This window comes from Acidovorax sp. K2F (genome assembly GCF_025246485.1).
Lineage (GTDB): Bacteria > Pseudomonadota > Gammaproteobacteria > Burkholderiales > Burkholderiaceae_C > Acidovorax > Acidovorax delafieldii.
Genome location: NZ_JAOBSQ010000063.1, coordinates 1 through 17,263 on the forward strand (window position 1 = coordinate 1; position 17,263 = coordinate 17,263).

Below are 17,263 nucleotides of genomic sequence, written 5' to 3' on the forward strand. Positions count from 1 at the left end.
CTAAGCGGCTTCGGTCAGATTCAAACACTTGATGCACTTGCGGGGCGGTTGGGAAATCCCGTTTCTGGCCCATTCGCCGACCAGTCCCTTTTCTTCTACTCGCTACACGCGAAGCAGTGGCTACTGATCGCATTGGCACGAGCAGCCCAGGAAGCGCCGGCAGTTGTCGGGCGTCATGTCCCGGTGCTACGAGAAATCGCGCTCGGCCGCGAAATGCACGTCCTCCTGCGGCACTTCGCCGCCGACTGCCTCATCAATGTCGCGCGCGCGGCGTCAGGCGTCATCAGCAATAGCGAGCTTGAGCAGCTTCATGCCGTGAACAGGTCGCCGTTCGCTCAGATCATCTCCAAACAGTATGAGCGATCGACTAGGGATAGTGATACTCATAGCACCAAGCCTTCGAAAGAGGACCCCAGGTTCCTTGTCGGCTATGACTTCAAGAAGCATTGGCCGGACAATCTGGGTCGACAGTTCGCAGTTTCGGGAACCACAGTCGAACGAATGATTGGAGACGTTGTCTGGGATGACTGGCAGCTAGAGGAGAACGGGCATTGGGACCGGGATGAGCGCGGGAAGCGGAAACACTTCGAACGCAGGAACAGCTACTCGTACGGTGATGACGAGCGTTGCAGCAACCTGACCAACTATCTTTCGTATCACGCGATCATGATCGTCGCTGGCAAATTGCTTCGTACGACGCCAGCCCACACCGACCCCGAGAACACCGAGGACGGCTTCACGACTTGGCTGAAAGGTCACGCGCTCACTAAGCCCGATGGGTCTTGGCTTGCCGACAGGCGGGACCCTGCACCGCAGTTGCCGTGGGTCGACTTGGTCATGCCATCCGAAGAGGAGTGGCCCACCTCTGTTCAGCGTGACCACTTCAAGAAGCATCTGCACCTTCCAAATGGGCAAACAATTGTGTGTGGGACCTGGGCCGTACGCTGTGGTCGCCGGATTGAGGAAGTGCGAGTTTCAAGTGCCCTAGTAGCACCTGAACGGGCCACTGCTCTTGTTCATGCACTTCAATGCGCGCGGAGTCCGTTCGAGCATCACTTGCCAAGAGCAGGAGATGATTCCGAAATTGATCACAGTCCTTTCCGACTACGCGGTTGGATCGTTGATCCTCACATCGAGAAGGGGCTCGATCAGTACGATCCTTGGGCTGGCTCCATTGAGTTCCCCCCGTATGCACCGACTGCTGACTTGGTTCAGATGTTGGGATTGGAAGCAGACGCGGAACTTAGAAACTGGCGTCAGCCAGTATCCGGTCACGCGGAAGAAACGATCAGCTGCTCGGTGTGGGGAACATGGGAGGACCCTAATCAGGACGACTACTATGAAGGCAGGCGGGATGGCGGAAGGGTCCTGTCCGCTTCGCCCACGCTCTTGCGTCGGCTTTGCGCAGAGACCTCCATGCAACTCATCTTCGATGTACGAGTGGAACGAAATCTGGCGCGATCGCGTTACGGCAGCGAGTCCGATGACTCGCTTGGTTATACCTTCCCTTACGCGGGAATCTTCTTGCTAATGCCCGATGGAAGCTACTACTCAACTGTCTGACGTGGTCAAACTGGGGAAGCGACTCGTAACCGAGCTTGACGGGGACGAGAACAGGGACACGCTGTCTCATTGGATGGCGCACCACATCGCTGAACTCATGCAGCGACTGGAGGCACAAGGCGCTGGCGATCGGCTAGAGCTTGAGGCCGAGTGTCGGCGCGCCATCTTGGAGCTATGGGCCCATCGAAACAGCTTCAGACACGGTTCCCGCCCCTTCAAAAAGTTGGATCCTCTTCTGAACACGCTTGAGGCGCTTGACCCCGAAAGTGCGTCCTACTTCTACTTTCGAGAACTCGGCGCTCGCGTCGATAAAGTGGACTTGCTAGAAGAACCCGCGAGGCATTGGCTGGACCTTGCGCGATCCCTTGATCGCGGGGCGCGCACGCTCATTGGATATTGCATCTCTAGAGCGGCTGCCGAGACGAAGGACGAATCGGCTGATTGGGTCGAGCTAGCTCAGAAGGTCGAAGGTACCTTGGACACGGACATAAAGCTCGTGCGGATTGTCATTCAGAGCGCAGGTGCCTTAAAGGACATCGTTCCACGGGACGAGCAGTCGGTTCTGAAGGAGATGCTTCAACGCCGAGTTGAGAGCATTGATGGGCTTGCCAAGGCGCTGGCCGACATCCGGGGCCTACTGATCGATCGCATCCGGGAGATCGATGCGGGATCATCCGATCAGACAGCCAAATCAGGTTCTGTGACCACTGTCTCCGAACGACCCGTGAGTGCCCGGTGACGGGCTTGAAGCTGGCTCTCACTTTGCGGGCGTGAGTGACTGCAACCGCAGCAAAGCAGCCGTGAGGCTCGCGCGCCGGTTTACTTGCCCGCTCAGGGCGCCGTGGAAAGGTTGAATCCGTAGGTGTCCAGCTCATCGTTGTAGTTGTTCTGCGTTAGCTTCACCAGCACATCAGCCAAATCCTGCTCGTGGTCCCACCAGTGCGTGTGATCTTTACTGCGCCAAAGACCATAGATCGCGGCCCCGATGCGAGAGTGCATGACGAACAGGATGCCCTTCACATCCTGGTAGTCGGGGTTCTCCAGGATGCCCTGGCGACCCAGTCTTCCTTCGATGGCTGGCTTGCCTTCAAACTCGGGTTCACCGTGGACGAGCTGATCGACATGGCCAAAGCCGACCGACCAAAGGACGCCGGTGTTCACAGACCAAGCGTTCGGCCAACCTGGCGTCACGGGGCGCAGCATCGAGTTGCCAGTCCGAGCACTGTCAATGAGCATCAGGTTCAGTACAAGAAACGTCGTCGCCGCGCTGTATTGACCCCCCTTGATGTTGTTCTGCGTCTTATCGATGAGGTTCTCGCACATCGCGGTGATGCTCCGGTCAGACTCAGTATGGCCGTGCGTAGACAGTTCCTGTTCGTTCGTCGCAAACGTCACTCCGCGCGCTTGCTGCGCGTCAAGGTCAATCTGGCTTTCGACTGCGCCTTCCATCATGGCGTCAATGTTTCGAAACCCATGGGCGACCGACAGCGTCTTCACCTCGAAACGAGGTGCCCATGCGGCTGTACTGTTCAACCTAAAGTCGGGCATTTTCGTCCTGGCCTCTGGCACCCGAGCAATCGGGACCCCATTGGCTTCGGCCAGCATCCAGAACTGAAGTTCACCTGCGAGCTGGAAGAATTTCTCCAGCCTCTTCGCGTCGCCCCACCAGGAGTCTATAGAGAACATCTCCCGAAGCAGCGAAAGGGCGTAGTTGGCGTCAGATTTCTGCTCAGTGAAGCGCATGACCTCAACCAGACTGGCCTTGCGCAACATAAGCAGCGGATGGTGAGCAACGTGGTTATCGTCGCACGCCAGCGAATCAGTGAACAGCTCGTCGAGCGGCTTGGTCATGGTCATTCCCTCTTGGCAGTGCACATCATCTTATCGCCGCTCCTGACAACCAGAGGCTGTGAAGGTTGTCAAGCGCGCAATAAGGCGGCCATAAAGCCGACGCTCGCCACTTTCCGCCTCTGGCCGGGGCCAGGTTTACCTGCGTACTGCCGGAAGCTGACCCTGACAAAAAAGGGAGGCCTTTCCGAACGGTCGCTTTCTCGGCCCGCCCCCCCGATGCACACAGCCGGCCATAAACAGACGGCAGCGAACGGCTGCTTGAAGGTAAGCAATTTAGCCCTACCGACGACCGCAAACCCTCACGCGACGCGGCCGAAAACTAAATGCCGAACGAAACTGTCATTGCTGGTTTCGGCGGGCGGCATAGGCGCGGTCAAATTCCTGCGAAGCTGGACTCAGGGCAAGACCAATTCTCAGCCGATCGTGGATCGGACTTCCCGATGCGCCCTGATGGTTTATCAGCGCGTCCGCATCAGCTACCTCTTGAGCCACTTGCCTCACCATCGCTTCGATGCTGGTCTCACAAAACGAATCGCCCAACTCGAACGCAACCAAGTCGATGAAGACCCTCCAAAGCCGCATTGCTTCGAGCACCTGCATCGGTCGGATGCTGGCCGTAAGCAAGAGAAGCTTCGCCAGCATATTTCGTGCTGGGTGAGGAGCGTCCTGGCGCAGCTTCGCCTTCAAATACCAAACACCGACGAACGAGCCGATCACGACCTCCTGCACCTTCACCTCTGCGAGCAGCTCGCGAGTGATCTCGCTGATGTGACGCATGGTTCGACTCAGATCGAGCCGTATGTCCCAGATTGCGTTGGCGATCGCCATGAAGTCTTGCGACGCGTGCAGCATGCCAATGCCTTCCTCGACGTCGGAAGCCGAAGCGAGCTTCTGTGGCAGCAGGGCAAGTTGGTGGGTAAGGGTGATTTGCAAGCCGACCCGCCACCTGCATAGCTGGGCAACCGCCCGCGCGGCTTCCACTTGTGTCACAAGCCCCGCAGCCGTCATGCCGTGGAGGAGGTCAAGAGTGCAAATGCCGGGCTCCCGCCCTTCTAGGCACCACGTTCGGAAATTCGCGTCATCCGAGTAAAGCTGGTACGAGGGATCAGCTAACAGCGCCTTGGTTTCGTGCGACTCCCGCGAAAACGGGGGACTCGTGACCTGAAAGTTCGTTCTAGGCTGCAGCAGCGATTGGCGCCGCGTGCGCAGGGCGGATTGAAGCGATGCGGCTACTTGCGGGAAGAGGCTGCCGCCCAGAGGCTGCGTGAGTGCCTCGAGCAGTTCGATCGTGCTTTGCGCGACAGCCACCTTGCCGAAAAATTCGAAGCTCTTTTCGAGCAGGCCTAAATCGTGAAGAACAAGAAGCGTGATGAGATCTAGAAGAGGCGTGCGCTTCCGCAGCTCGTCGAGCGGCTTGGCAGCCCAATCGCCTCCCGCCATCGAGAGGTGGTGCTTGCGGTCATCGACTCCCGACTTCTTCGCCACCTCCCAAAGGTGGATCAAGTCATGAACGTCCGACAGGAAGTGCCTCGGGCGCCATGAGTAGGGAAGCGGCAGTAAGCCATCCTGAAGGAGGCGCTCGGCTCGCCATATGAAGCGCTCGCGCTCTTCGGTTATCCCTGCGGCCCTCTTCAACCCGGCCAGGAGCTCCGCGCCCTCCGCGGCCTGCGGCATTTCGAAGCGCCGTAGCACCCGAGAGTCTGGAAAAGCCGTAAAGAAGGCTTCCATCCTGCGACGGATGCTCTCGGCCTGTTCGTTCGAAAGCTTGGCGGTCCCGGGCGCCGTGGCCAGCATCATCATTGACAGGAACACGCCCTCTTCAATCTCGTCCTGTTGATCCGTGAGCTGGCCCATGCGCAGCGCGAGATCCACCAGTCGCGAACTCGCGGGATCTGCCTTCTGGATCAGCTTGAAAAGGAGTTGGACGCATTCGAGCTGCTGGCGCCGATCGGTTGACCGAGCCAGAAGCCTCTCCGCTGCGGCGATTCCCTTGTCGTTCTGCCCCCAACGAACAACGATGTTGACGTAGGTGTTGAGCGCGAAGGTGTCCGCTGTCCCTTTACTCAGGAGGCGCTCAAGGATCCCGCGCGCGGTTTCTGACTCACCCAACCGATCGAGGGCAAAAGCTTTCAATGCGTCGACGCGCGGGTTCGATCCAAACTCGCGCTCGGCCTCATCGGCCAGCGCCGCGAGCCCCTTCCAGTCGTTCAGAGCCATCATCGAAGAGGCCATGCGCATCGCGAGTGCTGACGATAGCCTGTGCTTTTCAAGGAGCCGGCGAGCAACGTCGAGTAGTCGCTGTGCCTCGTCGGCCGACTCTTGCGGCTCGTAGGTTTCGAGCAGCGTCATCGAGGTCGGCAGAGGGTGTTCGAGCTCCTGATCTTTCACTTCGAGCGCTTCGAGCGCCGCCGCGCGATCGAACGGCTTGCTCAGCTCGGCAAGCTGATACGCTAGGGCGGCCCTCTCGGCTTCGAAGCCAGTTTGATCAAGCAAGGCCGACCAACGCGCGACAAGCTCAGTGCGGATCAAGATGGCGGCTGACATGATCGCGCACGCCACCGCGCCCGAGAACAGTTGGTGCCTGGGATCGAGACTCTTCTCGTGCCGCTCCATCGCGGCCACGCACTCCGGATGCGAACGCTTCTCGTGGAGAAACGCGATCTCACGCAGGAATTTGGTGCTGTCGTCCGGAAGCCTCGCGTTGGCCGCCAGCGCCGTGTCGAACTCACCGCATTGCGCGGCGAGTGTGACGCAGGCGCTCTGGATGGACTCGGCCCGCGGCCTCGTGTTCGCCGCGGCGGTTAAGGCGGGAAGGATCTCCCGCTGTTTGCCGAGCATCGCGGCGGTGGCGACCCAGATGTCCACCACGAAATCCGCGTTGCTGGCCCAATTCGCCTCCTCCATGATCTCGACCGCCGCTTGGATCTCGACCCACGCCTGGTGCAGCAACTCAGAATCGGCACCTTTGGGCCCGGACGGGGCCATAACTTCCCCGTCAACCACGGACGATCGCTTCAAAGCAAGATTGAAGCGAGCTCGCGCCTTCAAGATCTGGAAAAGGTGTCGCGTGGAATCTGGAGTGTCGGCTCTCGCCAGACCAGACTCGCACGCAGCCAGAGCGTTCTCCACTTTCGAGAACATCGTCTCGATGACCGCGCGAGCGGCGAGGCTCTCCGGCCCACAAAAAGAGTCGACGATGGCAACCGCCTCATCGTATTTCTGGCTGGCGGCGAGCAGCCTCGCCTTCGCGGACAACACTTCCGGTTCGGTGCCCGGGAGCTGGTCGGCGACGTCGGAATAGTCGTCATCAATATCCGGGTGATAGCGCCGACGCAGCTCGCTTTCGGCCCAAGCCGACCAGAAGCGAGGCTCGCTGTTAATTTCCACCGCCGTCTTGAAGGCCTTGCTCGCCGCTTCAGAGTCATCGTCGGCGGTGGCGAGCCTGCCTCGCAGAAACCAGTATTCGGCCACTGCAAGCTCCGCCGCGCCCGCTAGCATTAAAGAAGCGGATTGGAGTTCTGCGCGCGCCTTTTCGAGCTGGCCGGAATCGAGCCGCTTTCGAGTTGACCACAGATGCCAATCCAGCGTGCCGCGCGTGGGCTCGATCCAGAATCCCTTCGGTGGAGCGGCAAGCGCTTCAACGAAGGTGAGGCTGCGGCCTTCGACGGCGCCGCCGACTCCCTGCGCCAGAGCGAGACGCTTGCCGTCATCAAGGTCTGGACTGATCTTCGAAATGCCCACGTCGAGGGCATGACCCACCTCCGCGAGAGCATTGGCTCTGCGCACGTCCTCGCGGAGATTCGTATCGTCCTCGAGCTTGTTGCTCGTGGGCACTCTCAAGGTCACTCCCTTCTGATCAAGCGGGATCGTCTTGATTCCGACTCGCAGGAGTTCTTCGCGCAGCCATACGTAGTAGGCGGGGCATTTCTTAGGGTTCGGGTCGACGCTTAGGTCGCACAACACCAGCAGGATCGGCTCAGCGACTCCGGCGTAGTAACGCAGAGTCGACGCCGAAAGCTCGATGGAAATGTATTCGCCCGTGGCGTTCTTCTTCGGGTCGGTCGTCCCTTTGAGCTGAACACGGAAGACTTCCTTGGCCTGGTGGTCCTCGACGAACTGGACTTGTAAATCGAAGCCGAAATCGTCGGTGCCTTCCATGCTCTGAGGTGGCCGCCAGTTTGTCGGCAGGTTCACGTTCATGCACTTGACAGCATTGGCGCCGATGTCTTGCGCGTCGCTGGTCTTCGGCAGTCCTTCGTTCGCCACAGGAGCCTCCTTCCGTCGTTTGTTGGCCGCTCTGACCCAGGCTTCCGGGGAGAGTATCCCACTCTACTGGAGCCGAAGACTTAGCGTCGAGATGACGAAGGTCGACGTCTTGCCGAGGCAGCAGACGCTACGGCCTCCGCCGCTCTGTAGACGCAAACCGGCTCCGGCAGATGGAAGCAACGAATTTCACCAACGGTCGCTTTCGGCCTGCCTGCTGATACTCACTCTAAGACTGCTCTGGGTCGGCTGCAGACGCTGCTTTCGGCCATCTGCTGCCCCACGTCGTCCGATTCTGGCTGTCAGCTATGTAGCAGGAGGAAGTCTGCGGAACGCTGGTCTATTCACTGTCACTGGAGGCGGTACATTCTATAAATGCGCCTCTACTACATGACATCGTTGGAAACGCTCGAGCAGCACATCCTTCCAGAGCTACGCATTCGCCTGTCGACGTTCGACACAGTCAATGACCCGTTTGAGTTGCTTGGCGTGCAGCAAAGCGATCGGGAGAGCAGACACCACTTTGCCGGTCTTTACAAGCACTGGGTCAATACGCTCGGCTTTGTGAGTTTCAGCGACAACTGGATGAGCCCTCTTATGTGGGGTCACTACGCGAAGAATCACACAGGGGTATGTCTCGGGATCGAAGTTCCAAATCAGCGGCCTATAAAAGTGAGCTACGAACCCCATCGGCTTCAGGTGTTACTGGAAATGTCGCCACTGGAAGCCGCCGTCGATGAAGATGTGATCAAGCAGGTCGTGACTACGAAGTTCAAGGACTGGGAATACGAGCGCGAATGGCGGTACATCGAGAAGCTAACCAACAGGGATGAAGAAACTGGCCTCTACTACGTTGATTTTTCCCCTGACTTTGAGCTGCGAGAAATCATTGCTGGAGCACGTTGCGAGCGGAGTCTTGAGGACATCCGCAAACAGGTATTCGGAAACACCGAGACCATAACGCTGATCAAGGCGCGTGCCGCCTTTGGAACGTTCAGAATGGTCCAACAGAAAAGACAAAACGTCTTAACCATCAGTCCGCTTCATCAGGTCGCGGGTTTTGGGTATGGCAAGAGGCGAAAAAAGAAGTGAATCGACCTAAGCTTCGTTGTCGGCACAAAGACAGACTGCTGACATTCAAGTTCAGTCTAGGAAAGACTGCAATGGGTCGGCAGCACCTATTCGCACCCGCTGTCAGCTGATTTCCACGACGAAGAGTGATCCCGGACGGCGCTTACGACAGCTGTCTACTTGATACCTGCTGTTCGGTCGGCCGAGGTGTGGGCATCCAGATGACCGCAGTCTGTCAGGCAGCGTGATCTGACGGCGCCGCCGCGAACGGCAGCAGCCGCTGCAATGCGATCTTTGGGTCCATCCTGCGATTCGCGATGAGCAATACAGTCGCCTCAAACCAAAGGCAGCAGCACCTTCCTAAAAATGTGCTCCGCCTGCTCCCGCCCCCGCGTCGGGTGATTCAACACATCCAGCCAGACCTGGATCACATCGGCCACCATCACCCCATCCCGCCGCACTGCCCCACGAAACGTCGATTCCGGAAACCTCGCCACCCGCAGCAACACGTGCGGCGCCTCCTTCGGAAACGGCAGGAGTGCATTCCATGGATTGCTTCCCGGGGACGCCCGATTAAACCGAGGCATGCGGCGAACGCAGATGTACCTGGGCACGCCGCTCACATGTCCCATGCGGAGCCCATCCGCTGCCGCAAACAGCCCCAGGCAAGCATCGCCTTCGACTTTGTTCAAGAGCTCTTGAACACGATCTTCAATTTGTATGTTGGCCAAGAACCGGGCAGGCACATCTGCTGTGCCGTACGGCGCCACTGAACTCCAGCGCTCGAACAGCTCCTCTCTCTGCACCAGCGTGAGAAATTCTTGAGACTCCCGCAGGAATCTCTCGCGCCGCAGCTGCTGCAAGAACCTGGAGGCGGTCATCGCAGAAACCTGCGCCGCTCGCGCGAGCTCCACCCCATTGCGGTACTGGCCCCGGGGAGCGTTCAGCATCCCTTCTGGCAACTCCGGCGCCAACAAGACCTTCAGCATCCACTGGTTCAGATCAGAAAACAGGTTGTCTGCGGGGATCAGCGTGCCCCTGACCTGTCGCGGCCTGAAGGGTGCAGAGACGTTGAGATCTGCCAATCCGTCCCCCAGAAACTCACTCGCTCCCTCTGCAGAGACGAAGCCCACGGCCACCTCCGCCGCGAACTCCTGCGCAAAAGCCATCACATTGGCAATGAGCGCTCTCGGCGCATGGTCCACATGCACCACGGCCAGGGGCATGGATCCACGCGACTGAAGGGCATAAGCCCGAGCTTCAAGAACGGCTTGGGACAGCAGCGGAATCACCCTGTCTGCTCGCCCCTCGGATGTGGCTTTGAGTACCACCCCGTAGCGCTTACCCCGCCGCCGAACGACGAGGTCTGGCCCCGTGCTGCCGGGCTCACTGGCCAGGACCTTCCAACCCTTGGCTTCGAACATCGCGGCCACACGCTGCAGCGCTTGCGCGGTTCGTTCGGATGTCTTGGGGGAGGGCATGGCGGCTAGGCTAATAACACGGCCATGTTATCTAACACGCGCGTGGTAGGAAAACACGCGGGGCGAAGTCTTCACACTGAGGCCCAGCCTCCGGGTTGCGAGTGCCGGGGCACGAGACCAGAATGCAGCATGGCCCACTCCAACGACGTACATCCCCCACAAGTTCTGACGGACCTGGTCCAGCAGATCGTCATGGAATCGGGCAACTCCGAGGGATTCAGCGCCGAGGCTTGGCTGCAGGAGTGGCTGGCGGCGCCACTTCCCGCCTTCGGAAACCGCCGTCCGTGGGATGTCCTGCAAGAACCCGAAGGGCTGGCGTTGGTCCAAGCAACGCTTCTGCAAATCCAGAAAGGCAGCTTCGCCTAGTTCCTTCGTGGCGGTCCACAGCGCATGCCGCGCAGTTGGGCCTCAGGCCTTCGCAGCCTGGCGCATCTTCTTCTCGGCTTTGGCTGGTCCCATGTTCACCAATTCCGCAATCTTCGCCAGCTGTTTGGTTCGGGGGTAAGCCTGCCCCTTCTCCCACCGCGAGTACGTGAGAGGAGAGACGGCCAACAGGGCCGCCATTTGAAGCTGGGTGGCTCCCAGTGCATTGCGCATCTGCGCCAGCATCTCCGGCGCGAACACGAATTCCTCGCGCGCGGCCCGTTTCGAAACTTTGGGTTGATCGGATGCAGCCCCGCCCCCAACCTTGGTCTGGCGTTGAGCCGACTTCAACTGCGAAGTGAGGCTCTTCACTTCCCGCTTCAGTGCCGCGATCTCAGAGCGGTGGCCGGTGATCGCCTTGCGCATACCCTGGAGTTCAGGCTTTAGCTCGTTGCGCGCCATGCGAACAACTTCAGCGCGAAACGCATTCGAAAATGTATTCATGGCCCTGATGGTACGAGATGCCCCGGTCTACCACCTAGAACACCAAATCGACACCCCCACCTCGTAAGATTCCGCACCATGACCACCAAACCCACCTGGACTCAGGAAACCCTCGAACAAACGCCGTGGGCGAAGGAGTTCAAGAAGGAAGCGCCTGTCAGCTATGCCACGGCTATCCGCTATGCCCTGGAAGACAGGCTGGAGGTGATCATCGATCACACCACTGAGACAGGTGAACCGCAATGGGTGATCCGTGTACTGGACGATCCTTCCTTCTGGATGGACGCAGTACCCACCAAAGCTGCTGCGGTGCAACTCAGCCGTGAGATGGGTTGGAAGGTCGTTCGGTAGCTGTTTGGATCAAACGGGGCAGATCGGTCTATTTCCCGGCTAGGAAGCACAAAAAAAACCGCCAAAGGCCTGAGCCCATGGCGGTTTTTTTGATTGGACGGAAAGCGCTGTACTTACTTCCCAGCCTTGTCTGCCTTGCGCTTGGCAGCCTTGGGATCCACCACGGCCTTGAACTTCGCACCCGCCACAAACTTAGGCACCGTGCTTGCAGGGATCTTCAGAGCAGCACCTGTCGATGGGTTCTTGCCCGTGCGTGCCGCACGCTTGGCCGATTTGAATGTGCCGAAGCCCACCAGCTGCACGGCATCGCCCTTCTTGACGGCCGTCTGGATGGTGTCGATCAGAGTTTCCAGCACCGCATTGGCTGCGGCCTTGGACAGGTCATTCTTGGACGCCAGGATTTCAACGAGTTCTGCGCGGTTCATGGATGCTCACGTGTAGAGGTTAGAAAGGATCGATTTATAACCCCGTCGCTGACACGGTCCTTGCTGCGATTCAATGCTGCAGTGCACTTCTTGGCAAAAACTCCACGCCCGTGCGCTTCACCAGCTCCTGATAGCTGATCGGCCGACCCACAGTCTCGCCCTCCTGATTCGCTTGCCAATGCGCCCAGGCCTTGTTGGTCGTGGCGTCATAGACCAGTTTGTACAGATAGGTCGGCACCTTCACCCCATTGGCTCCAATGCGTGGCCCCGCATCCGTGAACACCGGCCCAGTGATCACAAACACATCCCCCTTGGCCCGCTTCGCATAGTGCCGCGTGTCCTGCTCGATCTTGTTCCAGGCGCCACCGTTGTGCTGGGCATTCTGGGGAGCCATGTTCGCCAGACTGAAGCTCTGGGCCATGGCCGTAGGTGTTGGCATATCTCCCGCAGGTGCCATGTGCCCACGGCTGTATCCGGAGTTCTTGTAGTCCTCCAGCTCCGCCCGCTCGCCACTGGGCAAGCGCGCATCTGCAAAGAACCGCTTCGCCCGTTTCTCGTCAGCATCCTCGATGAGCCTGCGGTTCAGGCGCTGGGCCACAAACACCGGTGTCTTGGTGGTTCCGGAGTGCAACACCGCAAACGCTTCATAGCAAAGCTCGCGCAGCTGTGGCCGGGGCGTGATGGCCGGAGGAGTGCCGTTCGCAAAGAACTGCGGGCACTGCGCAAAGGACGTGGGCTCGGGCGTGAGCAGCGCCGCACTGTCGAACTGCGGGGAACGCGCCCAGGAAGGATGGGGGAGAGCAGCGCCGGCAAGAGTCAGGGCCAGCAGAGCTGCCAGGCGCACACGGCCTGGCCAAGAGGACAAACGATTCACAGAAGGAGCATTCGGGTCGAACAAAACGAAGCCCGATTGGAGCACCGTTCACCTCTCGCTTCTGGCCCGAAGGCTCGGATCCCGCAGGGTTTTACAGCTGCTTGCAGAGATGGGGTCCACAAACAAAAAGGGCTCCCAAAGGGAGCCCCTTCTGCCTGCCCGCCCCTGCGGCTCAGTTAACACTCCCCATGGCAGCAACACCCGCAAATGCAAAGTGCCACCACCATGGGAAGTCCCGCAACTGCTTCAATCCAACTCAAGCAGTTGGTCTACCAATTACATGGCGCTGAATTCGCCGTGGGGGATCTGGCCGGTGCGCACGGCTTCGGCAGCCTGGGCACGCACTGCAGCGCGGTCCGCGTTGGACTTGTAGGTCACCACACGCGAGCCTGCGGGTTCCATGTTGTGGGTCTTGGCTTCCACTACAGCTTCGGCTTGCACTTCAGCGCGGGTGCGGTTCGTGTCGAACTTCAGGGCAAATTGCGAGCCATCGGCTTCATCGGCATGGGCGCCAAAAGCGGCGAAAGCGGCAACAGCGGCGACAGAGAGGAAACGGGCGGTCTTGTTCATGATGAAAATCCTTAAAAGCTAAAAAAGCGTCTCAAATAAGCCGGGTCAAAAACCATTCCTGAACCGGGTTCGGTGAGTCGCCTTGCGGGTTCGGCTCATCGATGGGATGAACTGTACGCCGATGGTGTTCATGGAAAAACCATCCAGTCGCAAACTAACTGTTCCAGTATTGAAAACAATCTTTCGGAACCTTTTAACGCCGTACCTCCGCGTCTTCGCTTCTCATTCATCTGGCCTTCAACTCGCCTGCAAGGCCTCCAAAAACTCCCGCGCATTGAGCTGGCTCTTGTCCTCCATGCAGTTGTTGAACACCGCATGCGGATACCGCACCGACCGCGCAATCGGGCTGTACCGATGAGCGAGTGCCTGCAGTTCAGAGGAGGTGTATGCATAGTCAAACCGCTCGGCCGCTGACTTGGCAGGCATCCCGTACGCCACTTCATTGCGCCCATGCAGTCTGAGCAGTGCATGGTCGGGGTGGGTGGTCTCCCAGATCGCCGGAACACTGTGCGGCGATCCTTGCGGCCCATCCACGATGGTGTGGACCAGGCCCAGGCTCCTGAGCAGGCCCAAGGTGTCTGCCGTCACCGCATCGTTCTCCCACCAACTCGGATGCCGGAATTCAATGCTCAGGGTATGACCCGGCAGATGTTCCAAGCAGTGCTCGATGTGGGCCATGGCAACGGGGTGGCGCACCACCTTCGGCGAGAACTGGAAGTGCACCAGTCCCAACTTGTTATTGACTTGCAAGGGCACCAGGCAGGCCACAAAGCGCTTCCACAGTTCCTCCCGAAACTCCGCCGCCATGTCCTTGTAGACCAGGCGCCGCCCAGGCCCCAGAGCGTCCTTGATGTCCTTGGGCAAGACATCGGTACTGGTCCATTGCCCGGTGAACAGGCTGAAGGCCTTCGCGTTGAACACAAACCCAGGTGGTGTGCGTTCTGCCCAGTGCTGGGCGGTGGTGACCGCAGGGATGGCGTAGTAGCTGGTGTCCACCTCCACCAGGTTGAACTGCGAGGCGTAAAAGCGCAGCCGGGCTTCGGGAGTCTTGGCCGTGGGCGGATAGAACTTGCCGCAGTCGAGCAATGTCTTGTCCGACCAGGAGGCGGTCCCGACCAAGGGATTGAAGCCAGGACTGTGGGGGGCGAAAGAGTGCTCCATGGGGAGGCCTCCTTGGGTTCATCCTACATGCGCTTTTGTGGCAAAAGCTGTATATTTATCCAGTATTCAACCACAGGAGAAGCAGCGCCATGCAAGTCATCGAATCCACCTATGTCGTCACCCTGCGCGACTACCCCGAAGAGATCCCTGCCAAGGAGCGGATTGCCGCAGAAACCCGGTATGCCCAGGCTCTGGAAAAGCAGCTTGGCGGCCCCGAACAGGTGGCCGCCGCGCTGGACACCATGCACAGCCTGGAAGAGTCGCCACCCGAGGTGGTGTCGCCTGGCGATCTCACCTTGCTCAAGGCCTGGGGCAAGGCCAGTGCGGCGGCCAAGCAGGCGGGGTTCCGGGATCTGGGAGAAGGGGATGGGGCGTACTTTGAAGTTCGGCTGGTGTGAGGGTGAAGGTCCACTGAGGACATGCCATGCCGATCAACGCGCCCTGGAGTTACCCGACCTTGATGTGCACGCCACCTGGCAGAGCCGGTGGTGCGTTCCCGACGGAGACAGTGCTGCCGCTGGAGGCTGAAGCGTATGCGGTCACGCAGGAGGGTGAGATCTGGCGGGTGATGGTGAAGCACTCGGGGGAGGTGCTGTACTCGGGACAGGGGCCTGTGGACCTGGTGGAGTCGCCTGCGCCGTTTTAAAGCAATTCGATTGCACCGCACCAGCTACCGGTTGTATGGTGCATGAGCCAGCAAGGAGTCGATATGTCGATAGACCGTGCCAACTATCCCGGGGTGCCTGAAGACTTTCCGGTGACGGCAGTACCTTCTGCTATTGCGGGTGCCCAGCCCAAGATGAACCTTGTCGAGGAAGGTGGGAAGTTCTATGCCCCTGGCACTTCGCCAGGCGAGGTCATGGCGGCCTTCCAGATGTGTGACGATCTGGTCTCGCAGATGGTCGCGTACTGCCAGAGAAAACTCGCCACCTACGAAGGCAACCAGGAGGCAACAGTGAAGGCTGCGCTGAAGGGCCTGCTGGCCAAGCGATGGTGCACCGATGCGCAGTGTGTGTGGATCATGCGCAGGGTAGTGGATGAGTTGCAGTGGACTGTGGGTGATGGCGCTTTGGCGGCCGAATGACCCGGACTGGTTATTGATTGGATCGTCATGACCAACCCATGGTCGGATAGTCGCCACATTGCACCCGGGCCCACGCGGGTTGATGATCAACGACGCAGGTCCGCAACGAGAGTGGCCCAGGGCTACGAACCCGACTATGGGCCGTTGTCTCCTGCGCAGATATCGGTGCTTCAGGCAGTCGCCGATGAAGATCTGCCTAAGGGAGAAGTCGTTCGCAGAAGGAGTCTTTATCCTGGAGGATGACATGCCGAAAAAGCACACCACCAACCCTTTGCTGATAGCCCGCGTCGGCTGGAGCAATGGCTCCCAGACGGTAGTGTTGCCGCCCGGCTGCAGGTTTGCCGATTCTGTCCGTGAGGTGTTTATCCGCCGCGAGGGCGAGAGGCTGGTGTTGACCCCGCGTCCAACCGATTGGTCTGGCTTCTTTGCTTCAGGGGTGAAGACCTCGGCTGACTTCATGGCGTTGCACGAGCGCTTGCCGATTCAGGAACGTGTGGTTTGACGTCCAGCCTGTTGAGCCCGAGGTAGTGCGCGGATTCACGACTCCTTGTCGTTCATGCGTCCGCATGAACCGCTTCAGGTAAAGGGCGCGGAGCTTTCTGGTTTGCAGCGATTGCCGTCCTCCAGACTTAGCCATCGAACGCGTACTATTGGCCAGAAGCAGCCATTCAACATTTACATGAATAACGAACTGCTCGCACTCATAGACGGCGCACTAGCCGACATTTACCCTATGGCGTTAGCCGGCCTGGAGCCCGCACAAAGCATTGAGCGTCAACTTGCCTGGTGTCGCGAATTTGCGTCGAGTGGCAAGCAAGGCCCCAGACCAGGACCTTTTTCTATGGGTCTCATCGCCACCCGGGAGTTCGACATGTATGGAAACCAACCTGAACTCGCCAGTCTGATAAATAGGATTCAGCGATTCGTTGAGGCTGAACTTGCAAGAGTCTGACACCGGCCACAATCAGACGTTAAATCAATTGGAAAGCGCCAGACTCCATGGAAGAGAAAACGGTCGAAGATGACCCTGTTTGCCTCGTTTTCATACCAGCCCTCGTCGCGATTTTGTATCGGCTGGAGAGTGAAAAGGGTTCGCCACTAACAGAATTGGAAGTACATGCCATCCGCGATAAGTCTGTGTGCATGAGCATGCCCTACAGCGCGGCTTTAGCTATGGAGCAAGAGCGGGGCTATCGAGATGTCAGGCCAGAGCACTGCTGGGAAGACTGGCAGGACGCGAGAGAACAACTTAAGAACGACTGACCGGACTGCAGCCAAACTGCCGAAAGCGGCCAGAAGTGGACATTCGAGGAGGAGGCAACGTGCGCGAAGCGAAGATTGCTGCTTGGTTCTTTTTCGTTGTGGGAGCCGGCTTGAGTTTGCTCAGCGCATGGGCGGCCGTCACATTGGCACCGCCGTCGCCAACCATCTCGTCGCTCCGCAACGGTCTGGCGCAAGTCTTGAAGGCAGCACTTGGTGTGCCTGCCGGCCATGTTGCCTACCACCTGTTTTGGACGGCCCTCGGCGCTTGCGTAGCCTACTTGGCGCTGCGAGTACTGAAAGACCAGTCGAGGTAAGGTCCCAAGGTCTCAGTCCGCTCAGTGCCCACCACCGCCCCCGCTACCATGACGCACATCGGCCATCAGCGGCCGTTCACGTCTCCGTGCCCATCGTCAAGTCAAGACTGATTGCTGCCACTTAG

General features: G+C 59.1%; 20 protein-coding genes. 12 read left to right on the forward strand and 8 right to left on the reverse strand.

Features of this window, described 5'->3' with window-relative positions:
* A partial coding sequence (locus N4G42_RS24500) for a hypothetical protein (RefSeq protein ID WP_260669030.1) occupies positions 1–1,563 on the forward strand: 1,563 nt, incomplete at its 5' end.
* A complete protein-coding gene (locus N4G42_RS24505; protein ID WP_260669031.1) occupies positions 1,538–2,302 on the forward strand; it encodes a hypothetical protein in 765 nt (254 codons plus the stop codon). The genes N4G42_RS24500 and N4G42_RS24505, both read left to right, overlap by 26 nt.
* Positions 2,303–2,394: 92 nt before the next feature.
* Here the strand turns inward: N4G42_RS24505 and N4G42_RS24510 are convergent, their stop codons facing one another.
* Positions 2,395–3,414, reverse strand: a complete 1,020-nt coding sequence (locus N4G42_RS24510; RefSeq protein ID WP_137747171.1) for a hypothetical protein — start codon at positions 3,412–3,414, stop codon at positions 2,395–2,397.
* Between the two features lie 339 nt (positions 3,415–3,753).
* Positions 3,754–7,680 (reverse strand): DUF4365 domain-containing protein, encoded by a 3,927-nt coding sequence (locus tag N4G42_RS24515; protein WP_137747170.1) that lies wholly within the window; start codon positions 7,678–7,680, stop codon positions 3,754–3,756.
* A gap of 372 nt (positions 7,681–8,052) precedes the next feature.
* Between N4G42_RS24515 and N4G42_RS24520 the strand changes: the two genes are divergently transcribed.
* A complete protein-coding gene (locus tag N4G42_RS24520; RefSeq protein ID WP_137747169.1) occupies positions 8,053–8,769 on the forward strand; it encodes a DUF2971 domain-containing protein in 717 nt (238 codons plus the stop codon).
* Between the two features lie 314 nt (positions 8,770–9,083).
* Here the strand turns inward: N4G42_RS24520 and N4G42_RS24525 are convergent, their stop codons facing one another.
* The gene (locus tag N4G42_RS24525) at positions 9,084–10,229 is read right to left on the reverse strand and encodes a hypothetical protein (RefSeq protein ID WP_137747168.1); all 1,146 of its coding nucleotides are present in this window, start codon (positions 10,227–10,229) and stop codon (positions 9,084–9,086) included.
* A gap of 129 nt (positions 10,230–10,358) precedes the next feature.
* Between N4G42_RS24525 and N4G42_RS24530 the strand changes: the two genes are divergently transcribed.
* Positions 10,359–10,595 carry an MbcA/ParS/Xre antitoxin family protein gene (locus tag N4G42_RS24530; protein WP_137747167.1) on the forward strand — a complete coding sequence of 79 codons (237 nt, stop codon included), beginning with the start codon at positions 10,359–10,361 and terminating at the stop codon, positions 10,593–10,595.
* A 42-nt stretch (positions 10,596–10,637) separates the two neighbouring features.
* On the opposite strand, the gene N4G42_RS24535 is transcribed toward N4G42_RS24530, so the two are convergent.
* Positions 10,638–11,096: a helix-turn-helix transcriptional regulator gene (locus N4G42_RS24535; RefSeq protein WP_137747166.1), complete on the reverse strand. Its 459-nt coding sequence runs from the start codon at positions 11,094–11,096 to the stop codon at positions 10,638–10,640.
* Between the two features lie 78 nt (positions 11,097–11,174).
* Between N4G42_RS24535 and N4G42_RS24540 the strand changes: the two genes are divergently transcribed.
* Positions 11,175–11,447 (forward strand): hypothetical protein, encoded by a 273-nt coding sequence (locus tag N4G42_RS24540; RefSeq protein ID WP_260669032.1) that lies wholly within the window; start codon positions 11,175–11,177, stop codon positions 11,445–11,447.
* Between the two features lie 113 nt (positions 11,448–11,560).
* Here N4G42_RS24540 and N4G42_RS24545 read toward each other — a convergent pair whose 3' ends face one another.
* The 4 genes from N4G42_RS24545 to N4G42_RS24560 form a co-directional block, all read right to left on the reverse strand.
* On the reverse strand, positions 11,561–11,872 hold the full coding sequence (locus N4G42_RS24545; RefSeq protein WP_066786901.1) for an HU family DNA-binding protein: 312 nt from the start codon (positions 11,870–11,872) through the stop codon (positions 11,561–11,563).
* Positions 11,873–11,942: 70 nt separating this feature from the next.
* Positions 11,943–12,701, reverse strand: a complete 759-nt coding sequence (locus N4G42_RS24550; RefSeq protein ID WP_409557861.1) for a DNA/RNA non-specific endonuclease — start codon at positions 12,699–12,701, stop codon at positions 11,943–11,945.
* A gap of 321 nt (positions 12,702–13,022) precedes the next feature.
* The gene (locus N4G42_RS24555) at positions 13,023–13,316 is read right to left on the reverse strand and encodes a DUF4148 domain-containing protein (RefSeq protein WP_260669033.1); all 294 of its coding nucleotides are present in this window, start codon (positions 13,314–13,316) and stop codon (positions 13,023–13,025) included.
* 237 nt (positions 13,317–13,553) lie between these two features.
* Entirely contained in the window at positions 13,554–14,477 is a 924-nt protein-coding gene (locus N4G42_RS24560) for a DUF72 domain-containing protein (protein WP_260669034.1), read from the reverse strand.
* Positions 14,478–14,566: 89 nt separating this feature from the next.
* On the opposite strand from N4G42_RS24560, the gene N4G42_RS24565 reads away from it, so the two are divergent.
* The 7 genes from N4G42_RS24565 (at position 14,567) to N4G42_RS24595 (ending at position 17,138) form a co-directional block, all read left to right on the forward strand.
* Positions 14,567–14,875 (forward strand): hypothetical protein, encoded by a 309-nt coding sequence (locus N4G42_RS24565; protein ID WP_056058069.1) that lies wholly within the window; start codon positions 14,567–14,569, stop codon positions 14,873–14,875.
* 26 nt (positions 14,876–14,901) lie between these two features.
* Positions 14,902–15,123: a hypothetical protein gene (locus N4G42_RS24570; protein ID WP_137747163.1), complete on the forward strand. Its 222-nt coding sequence runs from the start codon at positions 14,902–14,904 to the stop codon at positions 15,121–15,123.
* Between the two features lie 63 nt (positions 15,124–15,186).
* The gene (locus N4G42_RS24575) at positions 15,187–15,561 is read left to right on the forward strand and encodes a hypothetical protein (RefSeq protein WP_249368073.1); all 375 of its coding nucleotides are present in this window, start codon (positions 15,187–15,189) and stop codon (positions 15,559–15,561) included.
* A 244-nt stretch (positions 15,562–15,805) separates the two neighbouring features.
* Complete coding sequence (locus N4G42_RS24580) at positions 15,806–16,063, forward strand: antitoxin (protein ID WP_137747162.1); 258 nt, start codon at positions 15,806–15,808, stop codon at positions 16,061–16,063.
* 177 nt (positions 16,064–16,240) lie between these two features.
* On the forward strand, positions 16,241–16,513 hold the full coding sequence (locus N4G42_RS24585; RefSeq protein ID WP_146191299.1) for a hypothetical protein: 273 nt from the start codon (positions 16,241–16,243) through the stop codon (positions 16,511–16,513).
* Positions 16,514–16,560: 47 nt separating this feature from the next.
* Entirely contained in the window at positions 16,561–16,824 is a 264-nt protein-coding gene (locus N4G42_RS24590) for a hypothetical protein (protein WP_260669035.1), read from the forward strand.
* Positions 16,825–16,883: 59 nt separating this feature from the next.
* Positions 16,884–17,138: a hypothetical protein gene (locus tag N4G42_RS24595; protein ID WP_146191298.1), complete on the forward strand. Its 255-nt coding sequence runs from the start codon at positions 16,884–16,886 to the stop codon at positions 17,136–17,138.
* The last annotated feature ends 125 nt before the right edge of the window (positions 17,139–17,263 follow it).